Origin of the sequence: Solirubrobacter soli DSM 22325 (assembly GCF_000423665.1) — a bacterium.
Classification (GTDB): Bacteria; Actinomycetota; Thermoleophilia; order Solirubrobacterales; family Solirubrobacteraceae; genus Solirubrobacter; species Solirubrobacter soli.
Genome location: NZ_AUIK01000021.1, coordinates 167,974 through 186,690 on the forward strand (window position 1 = coordinate 167,974; position 18,717 = coordinate 186,690).

Below are 18,717 nucleotides of genomic sequence, written 5' to 3' on the forward strand. Positions count from 1 at the left end.
CCAGTCGCGGGACGGGTCACGCAGCCCGGAAGAGTCGTGTCGGGACGACACCGGCGAAGGCGACCGCGGCGGTCACGAACACCGCGGCCGGCGCGCCGTGAGCGGCAGCGATCGACGTCGCCGCCAACGACCCGACGCCGCCGCCCACGTACTGCGCCGCGATCAGCAGCGCCGCGGAGCGGGCGGCCGGGCCCGTGGTGAGCGCCGCGGCCGCCGCGCCGGCGTTGGCCGCGACGTGACCGGCGCCGAAGCAGGCGATGGCCGCCGCGAGCACGACCGATGGGCTCTCGGTCGCGAGCGCGAGGCCGACCGCGGCGAGCGCGAGGCCCTGCATCGCGATGCCGGCCGAAGCGCCGGCCTGCGGTCCCGCCCGCGCCACGATCCGCCGTGCCACCCACGCCCCGGGAACGACGCCGAGCCCGAACACGACGAGCAGCGAGGGCGGGAGCCCCTCGGCGGCGAGCGCGGCACCGAGGACGACCGTCGCCCCTACGCCCGTGGCGGTCGTGGCCGCGCCGACGCCACACGCCGCACCGAGCGCCGCCCCACACCGAGCGCGCCGGACGAACACGACGAACGCCACGCCGGCGCCGACGGCCAGCACGGTGGCGGGCCACCTGGCGGCCGCGAGGGCGCCGGCGACGAGGACGATCGCGGCGGTGAGCGCGACGCCGCCGCGAGGTGGCGCGGCGAGCGGCGCGCCGCGCCGCGCGGAGGATGGCGGCGCGGCGTTGCGCGCCGGCGCGGCCGACGGCGCCGCGAGCGGCGGGGAGGCGGGCGCCGGGGCGCGACGTTGGGGCGCGGCCGGCGGCGCCGAGCGCGGCGCGGCGTTCCGCGCCGGCACGGCCGGCGGCGCCGAGCGCGGCGCGGCGTTCCGCGCCGGCGCGGCCGGCGGCGCCGAGCGCGGCGCGGCGTTCCGCGCCGGGACGGCCGGCGGAGCTGCGAGCGGCGCGGCGTTGCGCGCCGGCACGGCCGGCGGCGCCGCGCGTGGCGCGGCGACCCGCGACACGGTGCGCCGCGGTAGAGAGGCCGGCGTCGGCGCGGCGGCCGGCCGCGCTGTCGTTCGTTGCGGCGCGGCGGGCCTACTCGGCTCGACGTCGAGCCGGGACGCGAGGACGGCGGTCGCCAAGGTGAGGACGGCGACCGCCGCGAGGACGAGTCGCCAGTCGGTGACGCCCGCCGCCAGGGTGCCGGTCGCGAAGCCCGCGGCCACGGCGCCGCCCAGCGCGGCGAAGCCCGCCGCGCGGCCGCGGGTCTCTCCGGCCGACGCCAGCAGGGCCAGGGCCGCGGTTGCCGCCTGCGCGCCGCCGAGGCCGAACACCACGCGGGCGGTGAGCGTCGTCGCCAGGCCCGTCGAGAGCGCGAGGGTGGCGACGCCCAGGGCGGCGGCCGCGAGGCCGAGCGCGAGTGCGCGCGGCGGGCCGAGCCGGGCGGTCACCGCCGCGGCCGCCATGACGGCGGCGCCGTACGCGAACGAGGACGCGCTGAAGAGCCACGGGTAGGCGTCCCCGCTGACACCGAGCTCCGATGAGATGCGTGGGCCGGCGAGCGCGAGCAGACCGAAGTCGAACGCGCCCAGCGCCGCCGGAACACACGCGCACAGCGCCGCGCGGGTCACGGCGAGGTGGAGGCGAACGAGTCCGCGGGTAGGGCGGCGGCGACCGTGTCCGCGACTTCGCCGTGCGGGATCGATCGCAGGCCCCTCGAGGCGGCGGCGTCGAGGAGCCGGCGGAGGACGTCGACGCGGGCGCCGCGGCCGAGGATCTCCGGATGGCAGGTGATCGTGAGGTGGCGGTCCTCGCGCACGGCCAGCGCGAGTTCGTCGAGCCAGACGGCGAGCAGGCCGGCCTGATCGGTGGTGTGGGCGAAGTGCGGCGCGTCGTCGAGCGCCCAGTGCACCGGCAGCTCGATCAACTGCCGGCCGGCGGCCTCGACGAAGTACGGACGGTCGTCGCCCATCAGGCTCGAGTCGAACACGAAGCCCGCCTCGCCGAGCGCGTCGAGCGTCGCGCGTGTGAGCTCCCAGCCCGGTGCGCGGTAGCCGCGAGGCGTGATACCGGTCACGGCCGAGAGCGCGCGGGTGCCGTCGGCGATCTCGCGCCGCTGGGTGACCGCGTCCATCCGGCACGGCAGACGGTGCGTGTGGCCGTGGTGCCCGATCTCGTGGCGCGAACCCGCGAGCGCCGCGATGTCGTCCGGGTGGCGCTGCGCGGTCACGCCCACCACGTAGAACGTCGCGCGCGCCTCGAACTCGTCGAGCGCCCGCAGGATCCGAGGCAGGCCGGCGGTGAGCCCGTAGGTGCGTTCGGACCAGCAGGAGAGCCGTTGCTCGAAGCCGATGCCACCGCCGGGCAGGCCCGCGGCGCCGTCGACGTCGACGGTGATCGACAGTCCCATCACGCCCCCTCTCGGAACAGGACCCACGCGCGGCCGGCGGCGCGGTCGACGGTGACGTCGACACCGACGCCGCCGGCGGCCAGCGCGTCCGTCATCGCGCGCCGCACCTCGCCGCGGCAGCGGTCGCCGGCGTCACGGTCGAGCGGGATCTCGACCCGGGCTGACGGTGACCCCAGAGCCGGACCTTCAACGAGCGGCCACTCGATCACGACGTCGTCCGCCGCCCCCGGCCGCACGGCGGCGTAGAGCGCCGGCGCGTACGCGACCAGGCGCGCCCTGAGCCGACCGAGGTAGAGGGCGAGGGCCGGCACCGACAGGGGATCGGCGGTCCAGCGGATCAACCGCACGCCGGCGGCCCGCGCGCGGTCGCGCTGCAACTGCTTCAGACGGCGGCCGACACCCCGGCCGCGCACGCCCGGGGCGACCGCGAGGCCACAGGAGAAGAGCGTAGAGGGCTCGCCCGGAAGCGCGAACGAGAAGCCGACGAGGCTGCTGCCGTCGAACGCGCCGAGCGCGAGCCCGCCGTGCGCGGCGCTCGTCTGGACGAGCCACGGCGGCAACGCGTCGCGCTCTGCGAAGGCGAGCGACCGGGCGAGCAGCGCGCAGCCGTCGGCGAGCTCGGCGCCGCGCGCGTCGCGGAACTGGATTTCGGACATGCCGGCAAACCTCGGCCGCGCGAGCCCGGCGCGCCATCCCCTGATCGCAGGATCGGCGACGGGATGCGGGCGTCGCACTCGATCCCACCGGAACGGGATACCGGCGGGCGGTCGGGCGACGCACGGTGGCGGCATGCACAGCGCCGTCATCACCGGTTTCCGCGTCCGCGACGCGATCGCCATGTCACACGACGACCGCCCGGTCGTCGCCCACGCGACCCGCACCGAGCGCCACTCGATCCACGTCACCCGCGACGCGGCCGGCTCCAGGCGCTGCCTGGCCGAGCTGCTCGAGCAGGCGCACACGGTCGCCGTGATCTCCGACGAGACCGTCGATGCCCTCTACGGCAACGAGCTCCGCGACGAGCTGCGAGCGCTCGGCCACGAGGTCCTCATGCACACGGTGCCGGCCGGCGAGGCGAGCAAGTCGCTCGAGTCGGCGGTCGCGCTCTGGAACTGGCTCGCCGGCAGCGGGCTGGGGCGCCGGGACGTGGTCGTGAGCTTCGGCGGCGGTGTCATCGCCGACCTCGGCGGCTGGGTGGCGAGCGTGTACATGCGCGGCGTGCCGTATGTGAACGTGCCGACGACGTTGCTGGCGATGGTCGACGGCGCCCTCGGCGGCAAGGTCGCGGTCAACCACCCGGTGGCGAAGAACCTGCTCGGCGCGTTCCAGCAGCCGGCGGGCGTGATCTCCGACCTGCGCTATCTGCGCTCGCTCGACGCGCGACAGCTCGCCGCCGGGGTCGCGGAGTGCATCAAGAAGGGCGTGATCGCCTCGCCGGAGTACTTCGCGTTCATCGAGGACGAGGCCGACGCGCTCGTCGCCGGCGACCCCGCCGCGCTCGAACCGCTGGTCCGCTCGGCCGCGACGATCAAGACGGCGCTGATCGAGCGCGACCCGTACGAGGACGACCTGCGCCGCCCGCTCAACTTCGGACACACGGTCGGCCACCCGCTGGAGACCGTGACCGGGTACGCCCCGCTGCTGCACGGCGAGGCGGTCGCGTTCGGGATGGCGGTGGAAGCGCGGATCGCCGCGCGGCGCGGTTGGCTCTCCACCGGCACACGTGACCGGTTGCTGGCCGTGATCGAGCGCTGTGGGCTGCCGTCCCGCGCGGCCGCGCTCGGAGCCGATGTCACCGCCGACGCGCTGCTCGCCGCGATGGAGAAGGTGCGCCTGATCCGCGCGGGCAGCCTGCGCTGGGTCCTGCCGGTGGCACTCGGCGAGACCGTCATCGCCGACGACGTCACCGAGGGCGAGATCCGCGGCGCATTGGCCGAATGCGACGTCACGTAGTAGAGTGATTGAATCACTTACTCTCTTTGGAGGTCTCCGATGAACGCGTCCGAAGCCCTGCTCGAGACCGCCGCCGAGGTGATCCCGGGCGGCGTGAACACGTGTCGCCGGCGCAGTGAGCCGCGACTGTGCTTCCGCCGCGGAGCGGGCGCGTACCTCGAGGACCTCGACGGCAACCGCTTCGTCGACTACCACGCCGCGTACGGTGCGATCTTCCTCGGCCACTCGCACCCCGCGGTCACCGAGCGGGTCGCGAATGCCATCAAGGAGACGGTGCTGTTCGGCGTCGGTGTCACCGAGGCGGAGGTCGCGCTCGCGAGCAAGATCGTCGAGCACGTGCCGTCGATCGAGCAGACCGTCGTCTGCAACAGCGGATCAGAGGCGACCTACCACGCGATCCGGCTCGCGCGCGGCGTGACCGGTCGGCAGCAGCTGATCAAGTTCCAAGGCTGCTACGACGGGTTTCACGACTATGTGCTCCGGAATGTGTTGAGCCGCCCCGACCGCGTCGGCCGGCGCGACCCGCATTCGGCGGGCATGCTCGAGGCGGCGATCGATGCCACGCTCGTCTGCCGCTACAACGACCTCGACGACGTCCGCCAGACGCTCGAGCGCCACGGCGAGGACGTCGCGGCGATCATCGTCGAGCCGGTCGCCCACAACTCGCCCGGGCTCCTCCCCCGCCCCGGCTTCCTCGAAGGCCTGCGCGAGCTCTGCGACGCCACCGGCGCGCTTCTCATCTTCGACGAGGTGATCACGGGCTTCCGCCACCACATCGGCGGCTACCAGGCCATCTGCGGCGTGCATCCGGACCTGACGACGCTCGGGAAGGCGATCGCCAACGGCTTCCCGCTGGCGGCGATCGGCGGCCGGCGGGAGCACATGGAGCGCTTGAACACCACCGCCGACGGCGACGTCCACTTCGGCGGCACCTACAACGGCAACGCGGCGGCGGTCGAGGCGGGGCTGGCGACGATCGAGCAGCTCGAGGACGGCCGCGTCCACGAGCATGTCTTCGCGCTCGGCGAGCGGATGCGCGACGGTCTCACCGAGGTCGCCGCCCGGGTGGGCGTGCCGGCGACCGTCGGCGGGTTCGGGTCGCTGTTCGTCCTGTGCTTCATGGATGGCCCGCTGGAGACCTATGAGGACGTGCTGCGCAACGACGACGCGCTGTTCGGGCGCTACCGCCGGGAGCTGATCGAGCGCGGCGTGTTCGAGATGCCGGAGAGCCTGGGCCGCAGCCACATCGGCGCCTCACACACGGCCGCTGACGTCGACCGCTCGCTCGAAGCGGCGGAGGACGCGCTGCGCGCCGCGGTGGACGCGCTCGCGCGCCTTTGAGAGGCCGTGCGGGGCGGGGGTGGTTCCCCCCACCCCCGCCCCGCACCGCTCATCGTGTCGGTGTCAGTCCCTTCGCGGTGGCGTAGGCGACCTCGCGCTGGTGCGCGGCGTCGCAGTCCGCCAGCATCGCGCGGGCGTCAGCCCCACCGCCCGCACGGACGTCGCCCACGACCCCGGCGATCGCCGCCGCGCCGTCGCCCCCGCGCCAGAGCGGCCACGAGGGGACGTCGGCGAGCACGCGCGCGGTCGCCGGCGTGTTCCGGCCGTCCCGCCAGGCGCGAAGCCACTGGCAGGTGGCGTTGTACTGCAGGACGAGCGCGATCTCGTCCGCGGTGAAGACGCCACCCGCCTCTTCCCAGCGGATGCCGTCGAACGTGCCGCCCGGAGGCAGCGGGATCGTGCGCGCGATCCCGGCCGCGGCCGAACGCGCGGCCTCGGCGCCGATCGGGGAGCCGGCCGCCGGGGCCGGCGCGACGGCGAGCTGAGCGGAGCGCTCGAGTGCGGGGTCGCCGGAGCCCTGCTGGGCCACGCTCGACCCGGTGACGGCGAGGACGGCGGCGACCGCCGCCACGCCGAGGATGCGGACGCGCGTCATCGCCGGACCCTCCCGTCGTGGTTGACCATCGAGCCCGAGCCGCTGGCGGTCCGCCCGCGCAGGACGAAGCACGTCCCGGCGCCACCCCAGAACAGGTTGTGGTAGTTCGTGTCGTTGACGCCGATCGTGTCGCTGCCGTACAGCGTCAGGTCCGCGCAGGAGTTGCCTGAGATGACCGTGGTCTTGTTCGGGCTGTCGAGCCAGCGGAAGGCCGCCCAGCCGTCCCCGCTGGTGCTGATGTGGTACTGCGTGTTCCAGGTGCTCGTCGACTCGGTGAGGTTCCAGTCGATGAGGTCACTGGTCACCTGCGCGTGGGCTGTGGCCGGCAACACGCCGGACGACAGCGCCATGGCGCAGAGCATCGCGCGCACAGATGCGCGCCGAGTGCGTCGGTTCATTTCTCGGTCCTTTCGGTTGGAGGACCGGTGCGCGCTCCGGCGTGGCCTAGGAGCCATGTCGTGACGACGCTGTGACAGGTCGGGCGAAACCTCCCCGCACGTTGCGAAAACCTGTGCGTGCGGACGCGGGTGGGCTAGGCTCGCTTTCCAGTGCGTCGCCGCTTCCGCCTTCTGGGTCCCCGGCCGTCGAGCCTGCTCGTGCAGTCGCTCGATGACATCGAGGTTTTCGCGGACTTCTATCGTGCTTACTACGAGTCCATCCTGGCCTTCCTCGCGCGGCGGGTCCTGGATCCCGAGGTGGCGTTCGACCTCATGTCGGAGACGTTTGCGAAGGCGCTCGAGCGGCGCCGGCAGTTCCGTGGGCAGACCACGCAGGAGGAACAGGCGTGGCTGTTCGCGATCGCGCGGACGGAGCTGTTGCACTACTGGCGGTCGGGCAAGACCGAGCGGGCGGCGATCCAGCGCTTCTCGATCTCGGTCCCCGCGCTCAGCGACGAGGAGGCCGACCGCGTCGAGGCGCTGGCCGGGCTCGACACGCTCGCCGAGAGCGTCGCCGGGGCGCTCGACGCGCTGCCCGCGGACCAGCGCGCGGCCGTCGAGCTGCGGGTCGTGCGGGAGCACTCCTACGCCGAGGTGGCCGCCGCGCTCGCGATCTCCGAGCAGACGGCGAGGGCCCGCGTCTCGCGCGGCCTGCGCGCGCTCGCTCGAGAGCTGTCGGATGAGCCCCTGCAGGACATGGTGGGAGACACCGCGTGAGCGCCCCGGAACCCCACCGCGCCGCGAGCGAGCAGCTGCTCGACCAGCTGATGGAGGCCGCGCGACGCGACGAGGCGGCGGCCACGCCGCGGCGTGCGCGCCGCCGCCGCCGGCGCGGGATCGCGCTGCTGGCCGCCGTCGTGCTCGGCGGCGCGGCCGCCGCGGGTGCCGCCGACCTGATCTCGACCGGCGAGCCGGTACCGGACCACACGGTGCGTGGCGCCCGCTACGACCCCAACGGGTTCTACGACCTCGCGGCCAAGGCGAAGGACTCCACCGGGGCGGCGTCATGGGGCGTCGGGGTCTACACCTCCCAGAAGGGCCTGGACTGCTCCATCGCCGGGCAGGTCCGCGGGGTTCAGCTGGGTCTGATCCGCGACGGGAAGTTCCACGCCTTCGCGACCGGAAGCTCGGGCTCCTGCGGCGACCTCTCCCGGTTCCCGATCCTCAGCGACCGGCTGCAGACCGCCGGCGAGCACCCGCGCACGATCATCTACGGGCGCTCCAGCCGTCCCGACCGGGAAGTGGCGGTCGACTTCAAGGGCAAGACGCACTCCGCCCCGCCGGCGAGAGGCGGCGCGTTCATCTTCGTCTTCGACGGACACCTGCAGCCGAACGAGGCGTACCCGCGCCTCGGCAAGCGGATCCAGCGCTGAAGTTCGCACACTGACCGGGCGTCACAAGACCGGCGCCCCGAGGCTCTTACGCGTGGTCGAGACTCACCATGCCGACGATCCTCACCTTCCCTGGCCCGCGGGGGCCGGCGGCACGCCCGGAGGCCGACCCGGTCCGGCTCGCCTACGACGCACTCGCGCCCGCCTACGACGCGTTCACCGCCGACTCGCGGCATGACCTCTGGCTTGGACAGATCGACCGCATCGCGACCGAACGCGGCGTGCGTGGCCGGCGGGCGCTGGACCTCGCGTGCGGGACCGGCAAGAGCTTCCTCGGCCTGCTCGAGCGCGGCTACGCCGTGACGGCCTGCGACCTGTCGCCCGAGATGGCGCAGCGCGCCACGGCGAAGGCACCGGCGGCGACGGTGCTCGTCGCCGACATGCGCGCCCTGCCGGCGCTCGGCACGTTCGACCTCGTCACGTGCCTGGACGACGCGTTCAACGAACTGATCAACCGCGACGAGCTGGCGCGGGCGCTCGCCGGCGTGGCCGGCCACCTCGCCGCGGACGGGATCGCGGTCTGGGACGTCAACACGCTGGCGACGGTCCGCTCGAGCTTCTCGCGCGACTGGATCGCCGACCGCGGCGAGTGGGTGCTGGCGTGGCACGGCACCGGGTCGCCCGACGTCGGCCCCGGTGCGGTCGTCGAGGCGCGGATCGACGCATTCCGGCATCGCGGCGCGGTCTGGTCGCGGTCGACCAGCCGCCATCGGCAGCGGCACTGGCCGCCGGCCGAGGTCACGCGGGTCGCGCGGGAGGCGGGCCTCGAGATCGTGCAGGTGCTGGGGCGGCGCCGCGACGCGCAGCTCGAACCGAGCCTCGACGAGCAACGCCACGCGAAGGCGCTGTTCGTCGCCCGCCGCTCAGGAACCTCCAAGGTGGGCTTGACGCAGAGTTGACCGACGGGCGGTCACGGTTGCCGCACAACCACCCCCGTTCAGGAGGAACGTTCCATGGTCAGCACCGTCCGCAAGACCGCGATCACCGTCGCGGCCGTCGGCGCCTTCGGGCTCGGTGGCGCCGCGATCGCCGGCGCCGCCGGCAACACCACCACCGCACCCCAGCAGCGCCCGCAGCGTGAGCAGCTCGCGAGTGACATCGCCGCGAAGGTCAAGGCCGCGGCCCTGGCCAAGGTCCCCGGCGCGACCGTCCTGCGCACCGAGGCCGGCGGCCCGTACGGGACGCCCTACCACGCCCACATCAAGACGTCCGACGGCAAGCTCCAGGTCGTCCTCGTCGACGCGTCGTTCACGGCCACGGCCGTCCAGGCCGATCAGGGCCGCGGCGGCGGTGGGCGCGGGCACGGCGGACCGGGTGGCGGCCACGGCGAGACCGCGCTCACGGGTGACACCAAGACCAAGGTCGAAGCCGCCGTGCTGGACAAGTACCCGGGCGCGACCATCGAGCGGACCGAGACCAACGGCGACTCCGCCGCTCCCTACGAGTCGCACGTCACGACCAAGGACGGCAAGGAGCTCGAGGTCCTCGTCAGCAAGGACTTCAAGGTCGTCGACGCGCGCGAGCACGCGGCGCGCCCCTAGGGCGCGTAGTGACGCCGGACCAGGTAGCCGGCGGTGATGAACGGGACGATCAGCGGGACGCCGAAGAGCAGCACGTCGAGCGCGGGTGAGCCGGTCGCCGCGAACCAGAACGACGGCGCGAGGCCGCCGAAGAGGCCGTAGGGCCAGACGAGCGTTCCGATCAGCTTGTCGCGTCGCGTCCACCCGCGCGACTTCCACAACCGGTAGACGCCCCAGAACCATCCCGCGAGGAACAGGAACCCGCCGAGCAACACCAGCCCGACCGTCAGCCAATCCTGCGGCGGGCGTGGGACGAGCTCGGCGGGCGCGGGCGCGCGCATCAGCGCGGTCAGCGCGTCGGACTCGCTCGCGTCCGGCGCGACCTGCACCTGGGCGGCCGCCGAGCGCACGAGCGTCTCGCGCTGCTCAGGCGGCAAGTGGGTGGCGCGCCGTTCGACGGCGTCGAGGTATTCCTGGACGAGCGGGTGGACGTCGGGCACAGGCAGCGGCGCGCAATGCTAGTCGCACCGCCTCCAGGCTCAGTGCGTGATCGGGCGCGGGAGCGTGGCGGGCGCGGAGCGGCGCTCGGGAGCGCGCTGCTCGGCGGGCGCGCGCCGCGGGGCGGGAATCGGCGTGTCCTCCTCGATCAGCCGGGCCAGCGCGGCGGTCACGCCGATCGCGGCGCAGATCACCAGCAGCAGCGCGGCGGCCATCAGCCACCAACCGGCGAAGGCGATGAAGAGGCCTTCGAACGCCACGACGACCACCACGGCCATCGCGATCAGGAACATGAGCCCGTCACCACCGGCGGGCTCGTAGGAAGTCTGCGGTTCAGTCGTCATGCCCTAATGATTCGTCGGGCGGCGCCGTTCGTGATCGGCGTTGAGCACGGAACCGGATCCGTAGATTCCCGCACTCACTCGAGCTCGTAGTCGAACCACGTGCGGTGGGTGCCGTCGGCGTCGATCGCCAGGCCGCCCGCGCCGCGGATCGTCGCGAGGGCGCCGGTGCCACTCGACGGGACGATCAGGAAGTACTCGTGTGCACGATCGGACCCGGACGTGCTCGCGCTGTGGACGAAGTTGAACGTGCCCGCCACGCCGTTCAGGGCGCCCTCGAATGACTCCATCGCGACGTAGGTGCCGACGCCGGTCGGCTGGTCGAACGCGGCGGTGAAGATGGTCGCCGAGGTGCCCGTGACCTCACCTTCGTAGCGCTTGAGCATGGTCGCGACGCCGACCGGGAGAGCGGTGGCGATGGCGGTGGCGGGCTCGAGCCCGACGGGGGTGAACGACTCGACGCGGAACTGCCCGGTGGCTCGCATCGGCCGAGGCTACCCGCGCAGGAGTCGCATCGCGTTGAGCGTGACCAGCAGTGACATGCCCATGTCGGCCGCGACCGCGAGGACGAGCGTGACGAGGCCGAACGGCGCGAGCACGACGAACACGGCCTTGATGGCGAGTGAGGCGATGATGTTCGCGCGCATGATCGCCAACGCGCGGCGCGCCTGGGTGATCGCTTCGGGAAGCCGGTCCAGCCGGTCGGACATGAGCGCGACGTCGGCGTTCTGCAGCGCGACGTCGGAGCCGGCGGCGCCCATCGCGACGCCGACGCTCGCCGCGGCGAGGGCCGGCGCGTCGTTGACGCCGTCGCCGACCATCGCGGTCACGCCCGAGTCGCGCTCGATCGCCCGCACGGCCTCGAGCTTGTCCTCCGGAAGCAGCCCGGACCGGACGTCGTCGATGCCGGCGCCGCCCGCCACCGCGCGGGCGACAGGTTCGGTGTCACCGGTCAACATCACCACGCGGGTCACGCCGGTCTCGCGCAGCCGGGCGGCCAGGTCGCGGGACTCCGGGCGTGGCTGGTCGGCAAGGCCGAACAGCGCGATCAGCCGGTCGTCCTCCCCGAGCGCGATCGCGATCTGCCCCGCGCCGTGCAGTTCCCGCACGCCCGCCGGGACCTCGCCGAGGCGCTCCTGCATCAATCGCGGCCCGCCCGCCCACAGGTGGCGCCCGTCGACGTGTGCCGTGGCACCGCGGCCGGGCAAAGCGAAGAAGCCTTCGGCCTTGGGGATCGTGAGACCGCGGTCGCGGGCGGCGCGACGGAGCGCCGCCGCCAGCGGGTGCTCGGAGCCGGTCTCGACGGCCGCGACCAGTGCGAGGGCCTCGTCGTCGCCGACCACGCGCTGCAGCTGTGGCAGGCCGAGCGTGAGCGTGCCGGTCTTGTCCAGCGCGACCGCTCGCACGCGGCCGAGGTCCTCGAGCGCCTGGCCGCCTTTGATGAGGATTCCGTGGCGGGCGGCACCGCCGACGGCGGACACGACGGCGACCGGGACGGAGATGACGAGCGAGCAGGGGCACGCGACGATGAGGAGCGCGAGCGCGCGGTAGAGCCACGTTCCGCCGTCGCCGCCGAGCAGGGTGGGCAGGACGGCGACGACGAGGGCGGCGATGAAGACGAGCGGGGTGTAGATCGCCGCGAAGCGGTCGACGAAACGCTCGGAGGGCGCGCGGGCGCCCTGCGCCTCCTCGACGAGCGCCGCGACGCGCGACAGCGTCGAGTCGGCCGCCGCCCGCGTCGTGCGCGCGTTCAGGGCGCCGGTGGTGTTGAGCGTGCCGGCGAACAGCTCGTCGCCGTGCTGTTTGTCGACCGGGACCGACTCGCCGGTGATCGGGGATTGGTCGACGCTGGACGTCCCGGACACGACGACGGCGTCGAGCGGGACGCGCTCGCCGGGGCGGATCGAGATCTCGGCGCCGATCGGGACGGCCTCGACGTCCACGAGGTGCTCGCCGACGCGGGCGCGGGCGGGCGCGAGGTCCATCAGCGAGGCGACCGTCCGGCGGCTGCGCTCCAACGCCATCGCCTCGAGCCCGGTGCCGACGGCGAACAGGACGAGCACCCAGGCCCCTTCGGCGTACGCGCCGATGCCGACGGCGCCGACCGCCGCGAGGCCCATGAGCACGTTCATGTCCAGGCGCCGCCGGCCGAGCGCCACCCACGCGGCGCGGGCGATCGGCCAGCCGCCGACCGCCATCGACAACAGGTAGAGCGGTTCCGCGATGACACGAGGCGCCGATGCCAGCGAGGCGATCACCCCTGCGATCAGCAGCACCACCGAGACGCTGGTCGAGAGCGCTCGCGCGTCACGGCGCCAGAAGGGCGCTCCGTCGTCGACGGTCCTGCGGACGGCGGGGAGCGCGCGGTAGCCGGCGCGTGCCACGGCGGTGGCGATGACCTCATCCGGCGCGTCACCGGCGACCGACATGGTCCCGTTGCCGAACGAGACCTGCGCGGTCGTCACGCCCGGCAACGCCGCGACGGCCTGCTCGACCGTCTTCGCGCACGCGCCGCAGTCCATGCCTTCGACGCGGAAGCGCCGCCCGACCACCGGCGCGGACGGCGGCGGCCCGACGGGCGCCATCGGCAACTCGACCGGGTTCACGCCACCACCGGCTGCAGTCCCCGGTACGCCGCGATCAGCTGCGCGCCGAGCTCGGTGAGCTCGTACATGACCATGCGCCCGTCGCGCCGCGACCGCACCGCCCCGAGCGTCTTGAGCAGCCGGACGTGATGCGAGACCAGCTTCTCGTCGCGGCCGACGATCCACGACAAATCGCAGACACAGCAGCGGTCGCCGTCGGCCAGCGACAGCAGAACCGCGACCCGCGTCGGGTCGGTGAGCGCCTTGAACGGCACGGCCGAGGCCTCGAGGTCCTCGGCTGCCGGCAGCGCCGCGCGCTTGGCCTCAGCCAGTGGAAGGTCGAGGCACAGCAGGTCGCACGTGTCGCGTTCGGGCATGACGTGGAGATTAGACCATCATTCGCACGAACATGCGAATGACTACACCGACTACTCGTGTCGTAGTCACTACGCTTGAACGCGATGTCGCTTCCCCCCGCCCTGCATGAGCTGGAGTCGTTGGTGATGGCCGCGGTCTGGGACCAAGGCGAGGCGACGGTGCGTTCGGTGACCGACGCGGTCGCCGAGAAAGTCACCGACGGCCCGCGGTCCTACACGACGATCCTCACGGTGATGACGCGGCTGGACACCAAGGGCTTCCTCAACCGCCGCCGTGAAGGCAAGCGCGACATCTACGTCGCCGCCGTCGACCGCGACGTGTACATGCGCGCCCGGTCGGAGATCGAGGTCGACGCGCTCGTCGAGGCCTACGGCGATCTCGCCCTGGCCTCGTTCGCCCGCAAGTTCGCCAAGCTCGACCCGGCGCGGCAGCGGGCGCTGCGCCGGCGTGCGAAGGGTGACTGACCGCCGCCATCTTCTGCGCCTCGAGCTCGCCGTCTGCGCGCTCGGGGTGACCGTGCTGCTGACGACGCTGGTCATCGGGATCGATGCGCTGCGCTTCCACCGTGGCGTGCCGCTGGCGGTCACGCTCGGCTTCGAGCTGCTGACGGTGGTGCTGATCGGCGCCTCGTTCGTCCGTCAGAGCTTGCGCCAGCGGACCTTCGTCTCGCGTCTGCCCACCGTGTCCCGGACACTCCTCGGGGTGCCGGTGTTGATGATCGCGAGTCGCCGCCCGCATGCGTTCTGCGTCGGGTTCCTGCGTCCGCGGATCGTGGTCTCCGACGGCCTGCTCGACCTGCTCTCCGAGAACGAGCTGCTGTGTGTCATCGCGCACGAGGCGCACCACGCGCGCCGTCGTGACCCGCTGCGTCGCGCGCTGGTCAAGGCGACCTGCGACGGGTTCTGGTTCGTTCCCGGGATGCGCTCCACGGGGAAGACCTACGCCACGATCTCCGAGCTCGCCGCCGACGCCGTCGCCATCCGCAAGGCCGGGGCCGGCTCGCTGGCCTCCGCCCTCGTGCGCTTCGAGGAACACGGCGGGGACCAGCAGGGCGCCAGCGCCGAGCGGGTCAGCCACCTTCTCGGTGTCTCCGCGCGGCGCTCGGCGACCACGCTCAGCATGGGGATCGCGGGGCTCGTCCTCCTGGCGCTGGCCGCCGGACTGGTCTATCTGCTGCGCCCGGTCCCGACCGAGCTCTGCCTCCCGCTCTCCACCGAGCTCGGCGCACCGCTCGCGGTGTTCGCCTTGGGCCTCGCATGTGTTCCGGCGGGCGTCCTCGGTCGCCGCGCGGCGACCGAGCTCACCTAGTGTCCTGAGTCGGAAGTTCGCGCGCGCATAGCGGTCCGCATCGTCGTGGCTGGGGGCCGGCGGTGATCCGGTGCATACCGGTGGTACGTGCGGGATCGCCGGCGGCCGCCAGGCGCGGCGAGGCGCACCGGTAGGTGCCCGCGAACTTCTGAATTAGGACGCTAGCCCTTCGAGGCCTCTGAGAGGAGCCAGAGCGCGAGCACGGTGAAGAAGACCATGATCGTCAGCATCCAATACTGGGAGCGGGCGGCTCTGCGCTTGTCCTCGTAGAGCGTGAGCGCGCGGTCGTGGGCGAGGACCAGCGCCGCGACGTGGCCGCCGACGACGAACGCGAGTTGCAGGTACCAGAAGACCTCGGCGCTGACGAAGAAGCTGATGTCATAGCTCTCGGTGCCGAAGAGGTCCCAGCCCTTGCCGAACGGGTCCGATGCCAGTGGCAGGATCGATTGGCCGGTGAAAAGCAGGAGGCTGACGTAGTGGGCGGCGGCGTACGCGAGCGCGATCGGCACCAGTGTGGGCGCGAAACGGCGGGCGAGGTCGGTCAGGGAGCGTGTGCCGTCGACCGAGCGCACGCCGGCGATCGCCAGCAGGTACAGACCGGTGATGAGCGCGACGACGACGATCAGCCCGAGGCCGTAGAAGAGCTCGACGGCGAACCGCGGCCCGAGCCCGGCGTCGGCCAGGTCGTTGATGTAGGGCTTGGTCTCGCGCAGCCACGTCGGGCCGGCGCTGAGGCCGTCGAAGGTGACCGAGCCGATCATCGTCATGACGACCGCGACGGTGCCCGGCATCAGTTCGAGCCGCGCGAGGCCGCTGAGGAACGGGCGCCGACCGAGCACGCGGTCGCGGACCTCGACGACGGAGAGGCGCGAGAAGAGGTTGAAGTAGACGCCGAAGGCCTCGGCGCGGCGAGTCCAGGGCTCGACGCCGAAGAGCGCCATGCCGACCCACGTCAGCGAGGAGTAGACGATCGCGGCGTAGGCGACGGTGGACGGCCGGTCGCCGTAGGCCGAGACGAGCTCGAGCGCGGCGAAGGCGAGCAGGCCGAGCGCGGCCGGCCAGCGGCCGAGCCGGCGTGGATATTCGAGCGGCTCGGCGTCGATGCCGCGCAACAGCCACCCCGTGAGCCGGCCGACCGCGCGCCAGGGGTTGAACGCGTGGAACACATCGCCGAACACGACGCTGACGGGCACGAACCCGAGCCAGAAGACCACGTAGACGAACGTGGGCGCGATGTTGTGGGGTGTGACCTGGGCGCCCGTGATGCCCGCCGCGATCACCAGCACGAGCAGCAGGACGCCGATCGTCCCGCAGGTGACATCGAGCGTTCGACCGGTCAGGAGCCGGCCGAGACGCGGGAGGACCGGCCGGAAGTCATCGCCCTCGAGCCGCGGCTTGGCCCAAAGCGTGCCCAGCGCGGCGAACGAGACCACGAGCACAGCTGCGGCGGCCCAGCTGAACAGCCAGGTCGGGATCGGCAGGTCGGCGCGTCCCGCCAGGCCGTGCGCGAGCATCATCCACTACGAGTGTAGTCGGTACCCTGTCACACCTCATGCGTCTCGCACTCGCCTTCATCGCGGTTCTCGTCCTCCTGACCGGCTGTGGAGGCAGCGACACGCCGCCGTCCGCCGATCCCGTCGAGCAGGTGCCCGACATCCCAGGCCTGCGCGAGGCCGTACGTGAGGCGCAGACACCGGACCCGGCCTCGTTCCCGGACCCGAAGGGCAAGACGCTGCAGCAGGTCGCCGACCTCGTGACCGCGGGCCCGCAGGCCGCGATGGCGAGCTCGAACTTCACCGTCGGCGACAGCCGCTTCGCGTTCGGCGTGATCGGACAGGACGGCAAGCCGATCTACGGCCCGACCGCGATCTACGTCGCGCCGACCCCGAACGAGCCCGCGCAGGGCCCGTTCGTCGCACCGGCCGACGTGCTGCTCACCGCCCCGCGATATCGCTCCGAACAGGCCGCGCGCGAGACCGACCCGTTCGCGGCGATCTACGCCGCGCCGGTGAAGTTCGATGAAGCGGGCCAGTGGGCGGTGCTGGTGATGACCCGCAGCGGCGGCCGCCTCGTCGGCGCGCCCACGCAGATCCAGGTCAAGACCAAGGCCCAGGACAAGGTGCCCGACGTCGGCGAGACGGCGCCGCAGGTGGCGACCGACACGCTCGACACCGTCAAGGGCGACAAGGCGCTCCTCGACACCCGCAAGCCGCCGAGTGACATGCACACCGACTTCGCGACGGTCGTCGGCAAGAAGCCCGTCGCCCTGCTGTTCTCGACGCCACAGCTCTGCGAGTCGCGCGTGTGCGGACCGGTCACCGACGTCGCGTTGCAGTTGCAGGCCAAGTACGGCAAGCAGATGACGTTCATCCACCAGGAGGTCTACACCGGCAACCAGGTCAACCGGGGCCTGCGCGAGCCGCTGAAGGCGTTCAACCTGCAGACCGAGCCGTGGCTGTTCGTCGTCGACCGGCGCGGGAAGGTCACCGCGAGGCTCGAGGGCTCGTTCGGCCTCGACGCGTTCGAGACCGCCATCAAGACGGGTTTGTGAGCCGTGCCGGGATCCTCATGTCCCGTCACGAGCCCGCCGGGCGGTGCCCCTCACCGCCCGGCGGGTGACGGCTGATCGACGGTCCGACGCCCGACGCGGGCGCGGGGCGACGGTTCCGTCCGAGCGCGCGCGTAGCTTCCTCGCCCGTACAGAACGGCGTGGATGCCAGCGAAGTCCGGTGTGATCCCGGCGCTGTCCCGCAACGGTAATGGCCATGCTTGGCCCAGCCCGGTCGACTGCTCGACGCCCGTTGGAACGTCCTCGGTGATAAGGACAGCCGACACGAGCGCCACCCCGCGCCTCGAGGCCTCCTCCACCGACCGTCAGGAGGCCCGGATTGCAGTACACACTCGGATCACGCACGTTCGTCCTGGACACCGCGAAGGCGGAGGCCGCACTGGCGGCCAAGCGCGTCGTCGGTGGGCGAGAGACTCCGAACTTCAACCTGCTCCCGCTGCGCTACGGCTGGGCGTACGAGCTGTACCGGACGATGAAGGCCAACCACTGGGAGCCCGAGGACGTCCAGATGGCCAAGGACATCGAGCAGTGGCGGGACTCGCGGGCGCTGAGCGACATCGACCGCTGGATCGTGCGGATGGGGATCGGCTACTTCTCGGCGGCCGAGGGCATCGTCGGCGACAACGTGATCGGCGTCGTGCGCGAGCTCGTGACCGCGTCCGAGCTCAAGCTCGTGCTCGGCCGCCACGCGCACGAGGAGAACGTCCACGCGGACTCGCTGCTGTACATGATCGCGTCGCTGGGGATCGATCCGCACGAGTGCGAGGCGATGTTCGAGGACGTCGAATCGATCGCGGACAAGAACCACTTCGTCACCGAGACCAGCCGCGCGCTACGCCGCGACCTCGACATGAACGACCCGGACAACATCCGGCTGCTGGCCCGCAACATCTTCGTGTTCGGCCAGTGCATGGAGGGCACGCAGTTCTACGGACTGTTCGGCATGATCCTGTCGCTGTACCGACAGGGCAAGCTGCCGGGCATCGGGACGATGTTCCGGTACACGCTGCGCGACGAGTCCAACCACATCGAGCTCTTCCGCCGCCTGCTGCTCGAGCTCGCGGCCGAGAACCCGCACGTCTGGACCACGGAGTTCAAGGACGAGCTGCGCGAGCTGATGCGCGAAGCGGTCACGCTCGAGCAGCGCTTCATCGCCGACTGCCTGCCGGTCGAGGGCGTCGGTCTCTCGAGCGAGGACTTCTCGACTTACATCGACTACATCGCCGACCGGCGTCTGGCCGGCGTGGGCTTGGAGCCGCTGCGCGACGTCGCGGTCGCGAACCCGCTGCCGTGGCTGGCCGAGCTGATGGACGTGCGCAAGGAGCAGAACTTCTTCGAAGGGCGGGTCACCGAGTACCAGAAGGCCTCGTCGCTGGCGCTCGTCGCGGACGAGGAGCTCTAGGT

At 72.5% G+C, this 18,717-nt stretch carries 21 protein-coding genes; 10 read left to right on the forward strand and 11 right to left on the reverse strand.

Features of this window, described 5'->3' with window-relative positions; genetic code table 11:
• Positions 1-16: 16 nt before the first annotated feature.
• The 3 genes from G569_RS63800 to G569_RS58140 are packed head-to-tail and all read right to left on the reverse strand — an operon-like array spanning position 17 to position 3,053.
• Entirely contained in the window at positions 17-1,618 is a 1,602-nt protein-coding gene (locus G569_RS63800; protein ID WP_053226458.1) for an MFS transporter, read from the reverse strand.
• The gene (locus G569_RS0116030; protein ID WP_053226459.1) at positions 1,615-2,397 is read right to left on the reverse strand and encodes a polysaccharide deacetylase family protein; all 783 of its coding nucleotides are present in this window, start codon (positions 2,395-2,397) and stop codon (positions 1,615-1,617) included. Before G569_RS0116030 ends, G569_RS63800 begins: the two co-directional genes overlap by 4 nt.
• Positions 2,397-3,053 carry a GNAT family N-acetyltransferase gene (locus G569_RS58140; protein ID WP_053226460.1) on the reverse strand — a complete coding sequence of 219 codons (657 nt, stop codon included), beginning with the start codon at positions 3,051-3,053 and terminating at the stop codon, positions 2,397-2,399. The genes G569_RS0116030 and G569_RS58140 overlap by 1 nt, the downstream gene beginning before the upstream one ends.
• Positions 3,054-3,186: 133 nt before the next feature.
• Between G569_RS58140 and aroB the strand changes: the two genes are divergently transcribed.
• Both aroB and G569_RS48985 read left to right on the forward strand, forming a co-directional pair.
• Entirely contained in the window at positions 3,187-4,350 is a 1,164-nt protein-coding gene (aroB, locus tag G569_RS0116040; RefSeq protein WP_053226461.1) for a 3-dehydroquinate synthase, read from the forward strand.
• 39 nt (positions 4,351-4,389) lie between these two features.
• Complete coding sequence (locus G569_RS48985) at positions 4,390-5,691, forward strand: aspartate aminotransferase family protein (protein ID WP_037496956.1); 1,302 nt, start codon at positions 4,390-4,392, stop codon at positions 5,689-5,691.
• Positions 5,692-5,740: 49 nt separating this feature from the next.
• On the opposite strand, the gene G569_RS48990 is transcribed toward G569_RS48985, so the two are convergent.
• Both G569_RS48990 and G569_RS0116055 read right to left on the reverse strand, forming a co-directional pair.
• Positions 5,741-6,286, reverse strand: a complete 546-nt coding sequence (locus G569_RS48990) for a hypothetical protein (RefSeq protein ID WP_037496959.1) — start codon at positions 6,284-6,286, stop codon at positions 5,741-5,743.
• Entirely contained in the window at positions 6,283-6,636 is a 354-nt protein-coding gene (locus tag G569_RS0116055; RefSeq protein WP_157592082.1) for a hypothetical protein, read from the reverse strand. Before G569_RS0116055 ends, G569_RS48990 begins: the two co-directional genes overlap by 4 nt.
• 198 nt (positions 6,637-6,834) lie before the next feature.
• On the opposite strand from G569_RS0116055, the gene G569_RS48995 reads away from it, so the two are divergent.
• From G569_RS48995 to G569_RS0116075, 4 genes are all read left to right on the forward strand, one after another.
• Positions 6,835-7,440, forward strand: coding sequence for an RNA polymerase sigma factor (locus G569_RS48995; protein WP_084285032.1), 606 nt, complete (start codon positions 6,835-6,837; stop codon positions 7,438-7,440).
• Entirely contained in the window at positions 7,437-8,096 is a 660-nt protein-coding gene (locus G569_RS0116065) for a hypothetical protein (RefSeq protein ID WP_028064143.1), read from the forward strand. Before G569_RS48995 ends, G569_RS0116065 begins: the two co-directional genes overlap by 4 nt.
• Positions 8,097-8,164: 68 nt before the next feature.
• Positions 8,165-9,013: a class I SAM-dependent DNA methyltransferase gene (locus tag G569_RS58145; protein ID WP_053226463.1), complete on the forward strand. Its 849-nt coding sequence runs from the start codon at positions 8,165-8,167 to the stop codon at positions 9,011-9,013.
• A gap of 54 nt (positions 9,014-9,067) precedes the next feature.
• Positions 9,068-9,655, forward strand: a complete 588-nt coding sequence (locus tag G569_RS0116075; protein ID WP_028064144.1) for a hypothetical protein — start codon at positions 9,068-9,070, stop codon at positions 9,653-9,655.
• On the opposite strand, the gene G569_RS0116080 is transcribed toward G569_RS0116075, so the two are convergent.
• The 5 genes from G569_RS0116080 to G569_RS0116100 form a co-directional block, all read right to left on the reverse strand.
• The gene (locus G569_RS0116080) at positions 9,652-10,134 is read right to left on the reverse strand and encodes a hypothetical protein (protein WP_028064145.1); all 483 of its coding nucleotides are present in this window, start codon (positions 10,132-10,134) and stop codon (positions 9,652-9,654) included. The genes G569_RS0116075 and G569_RS0116080 overlap by 4 nt on opposite strands.
• Before the next feature lie 39 nt (positions 10,135-10,173).
• Entirely contained in the window at positions 10,174-10,476 is a 303-nt protein-coding gene (locus G569_RS0116085; protein WP_028064146.1) for a hypothetical protein, read from the reverse strand.
• Positions 10,477-10,550: 74 nt separating this feature from the next.
• The gene (locus G569_RS0116090) at positions 10,551-10,958 is read right to left on the reverse strand and encodes a DUF3224 domain-containing protein (RefSeq protein WP_028064147.1); all 408 of its coding nucleotides are present in this window, start codon (positions 10,956-10,958) and stop codon (positions 10,551-10,553) included.
• A gap of 9 nt (positions 10,959-10,967) precedes the next feature.
• Positions 10,968-13,079, reverse strand: a complete 2,112-nt coding sequence (locus tag G569_RS0116095) for a heavy metal translocating P-type ATPase (protein ID WP_053226464.1) — start codon at positions 13,077-13,079, stop codon at positions 10,968-10,970.
• Entirely contained in the window at positions 13,076-13,435 is a 360-nt protein-coding gene (locus G569_RS0116100) for an ArsR/SmtB family transcription factor (RefSeq protein WP_028064149.1), read from the reverse strand. The genes G569_RS0116095 and G569_RS0116100 overlap by 4 nt, the downstream gene beginning before the upstream one ends.
• Positions 13,436-13,519: 84 nt before the next feature.
• Here G569_RS0116100 and G569_RS58150 point away from each other — a divergent pair, with 84 nt between their 5' ends.
• Positions 13,520-13,900 carry a BlaI/MecI/CopY family transcriptional regulator gene (locus tag G569_RS58150; RefSeq protein ID WP_157592083.1) on the forward strand — a complete coding sequence of 127 codons (381 nt, stop codon included), beginning with the start codon at positions 13,520-13,522 and terminating at the stop codon, positions 13,898-13,900.
• Positions 13,893-14,744, forward strand: coding sequence for a M56 family metallopeptidase (locus G569_RS58155; RefSeq protein WP_028064150.1), 852 nt, complete (start codon positions 13,893-13,895; stop codon positions 14,742-14,744). Before G569_RS58150 ends, G569_RS58155 begins: the two co-directional genes overlap by 8 nt.
• A gap of 161 nt (positions 14,745-14,905) precedes the next feature.
• On the opposite strand, the gene G569_RS0116115 is transcribed toward G569_RS58155, so the two are convergent.
• Entirely contained in the window at positions 14,906-16,261 is a 1,356-nt protein-coding gene (locus G569_RS0116115; protein WP_028064151.1) for a hypothetical protein, read from the reverse strand.
• A 35-nt stretch (positions 16,262-16,296) separates the two neighbouring features.
• Between G569_RS0116115 and G569_RS0116120 the strand changes: the two genes are divergently transcribed.
• Positions 16,297-17,295: a hypothetical protein gene (locus G569_RS0116120; RefSeq protein ID WP_028064152.1), complete on the forward strand. Its 999-nt coding sequence runs from the start codon at positions 16,297-16,299 to the stop codon at positions 17,293-17,295.
• Positions 17,296-17,632: 337 nt separating this feature from the next.
• Positions 17,633-18,715 (forward strand): ribonucleotide-diphosphate reductase subunit beta, encoded by a 1,083-nt coding sequence (locus G569_RS0116125; protein ID WP_028064153.1) that lies wholly within the window; start codon positions 17,633-17,635, stop codon positions 18,713-18,715.
• The last annotated feature ends 2 nt before the right edge of the window (positions 18,716-18,717 follow it).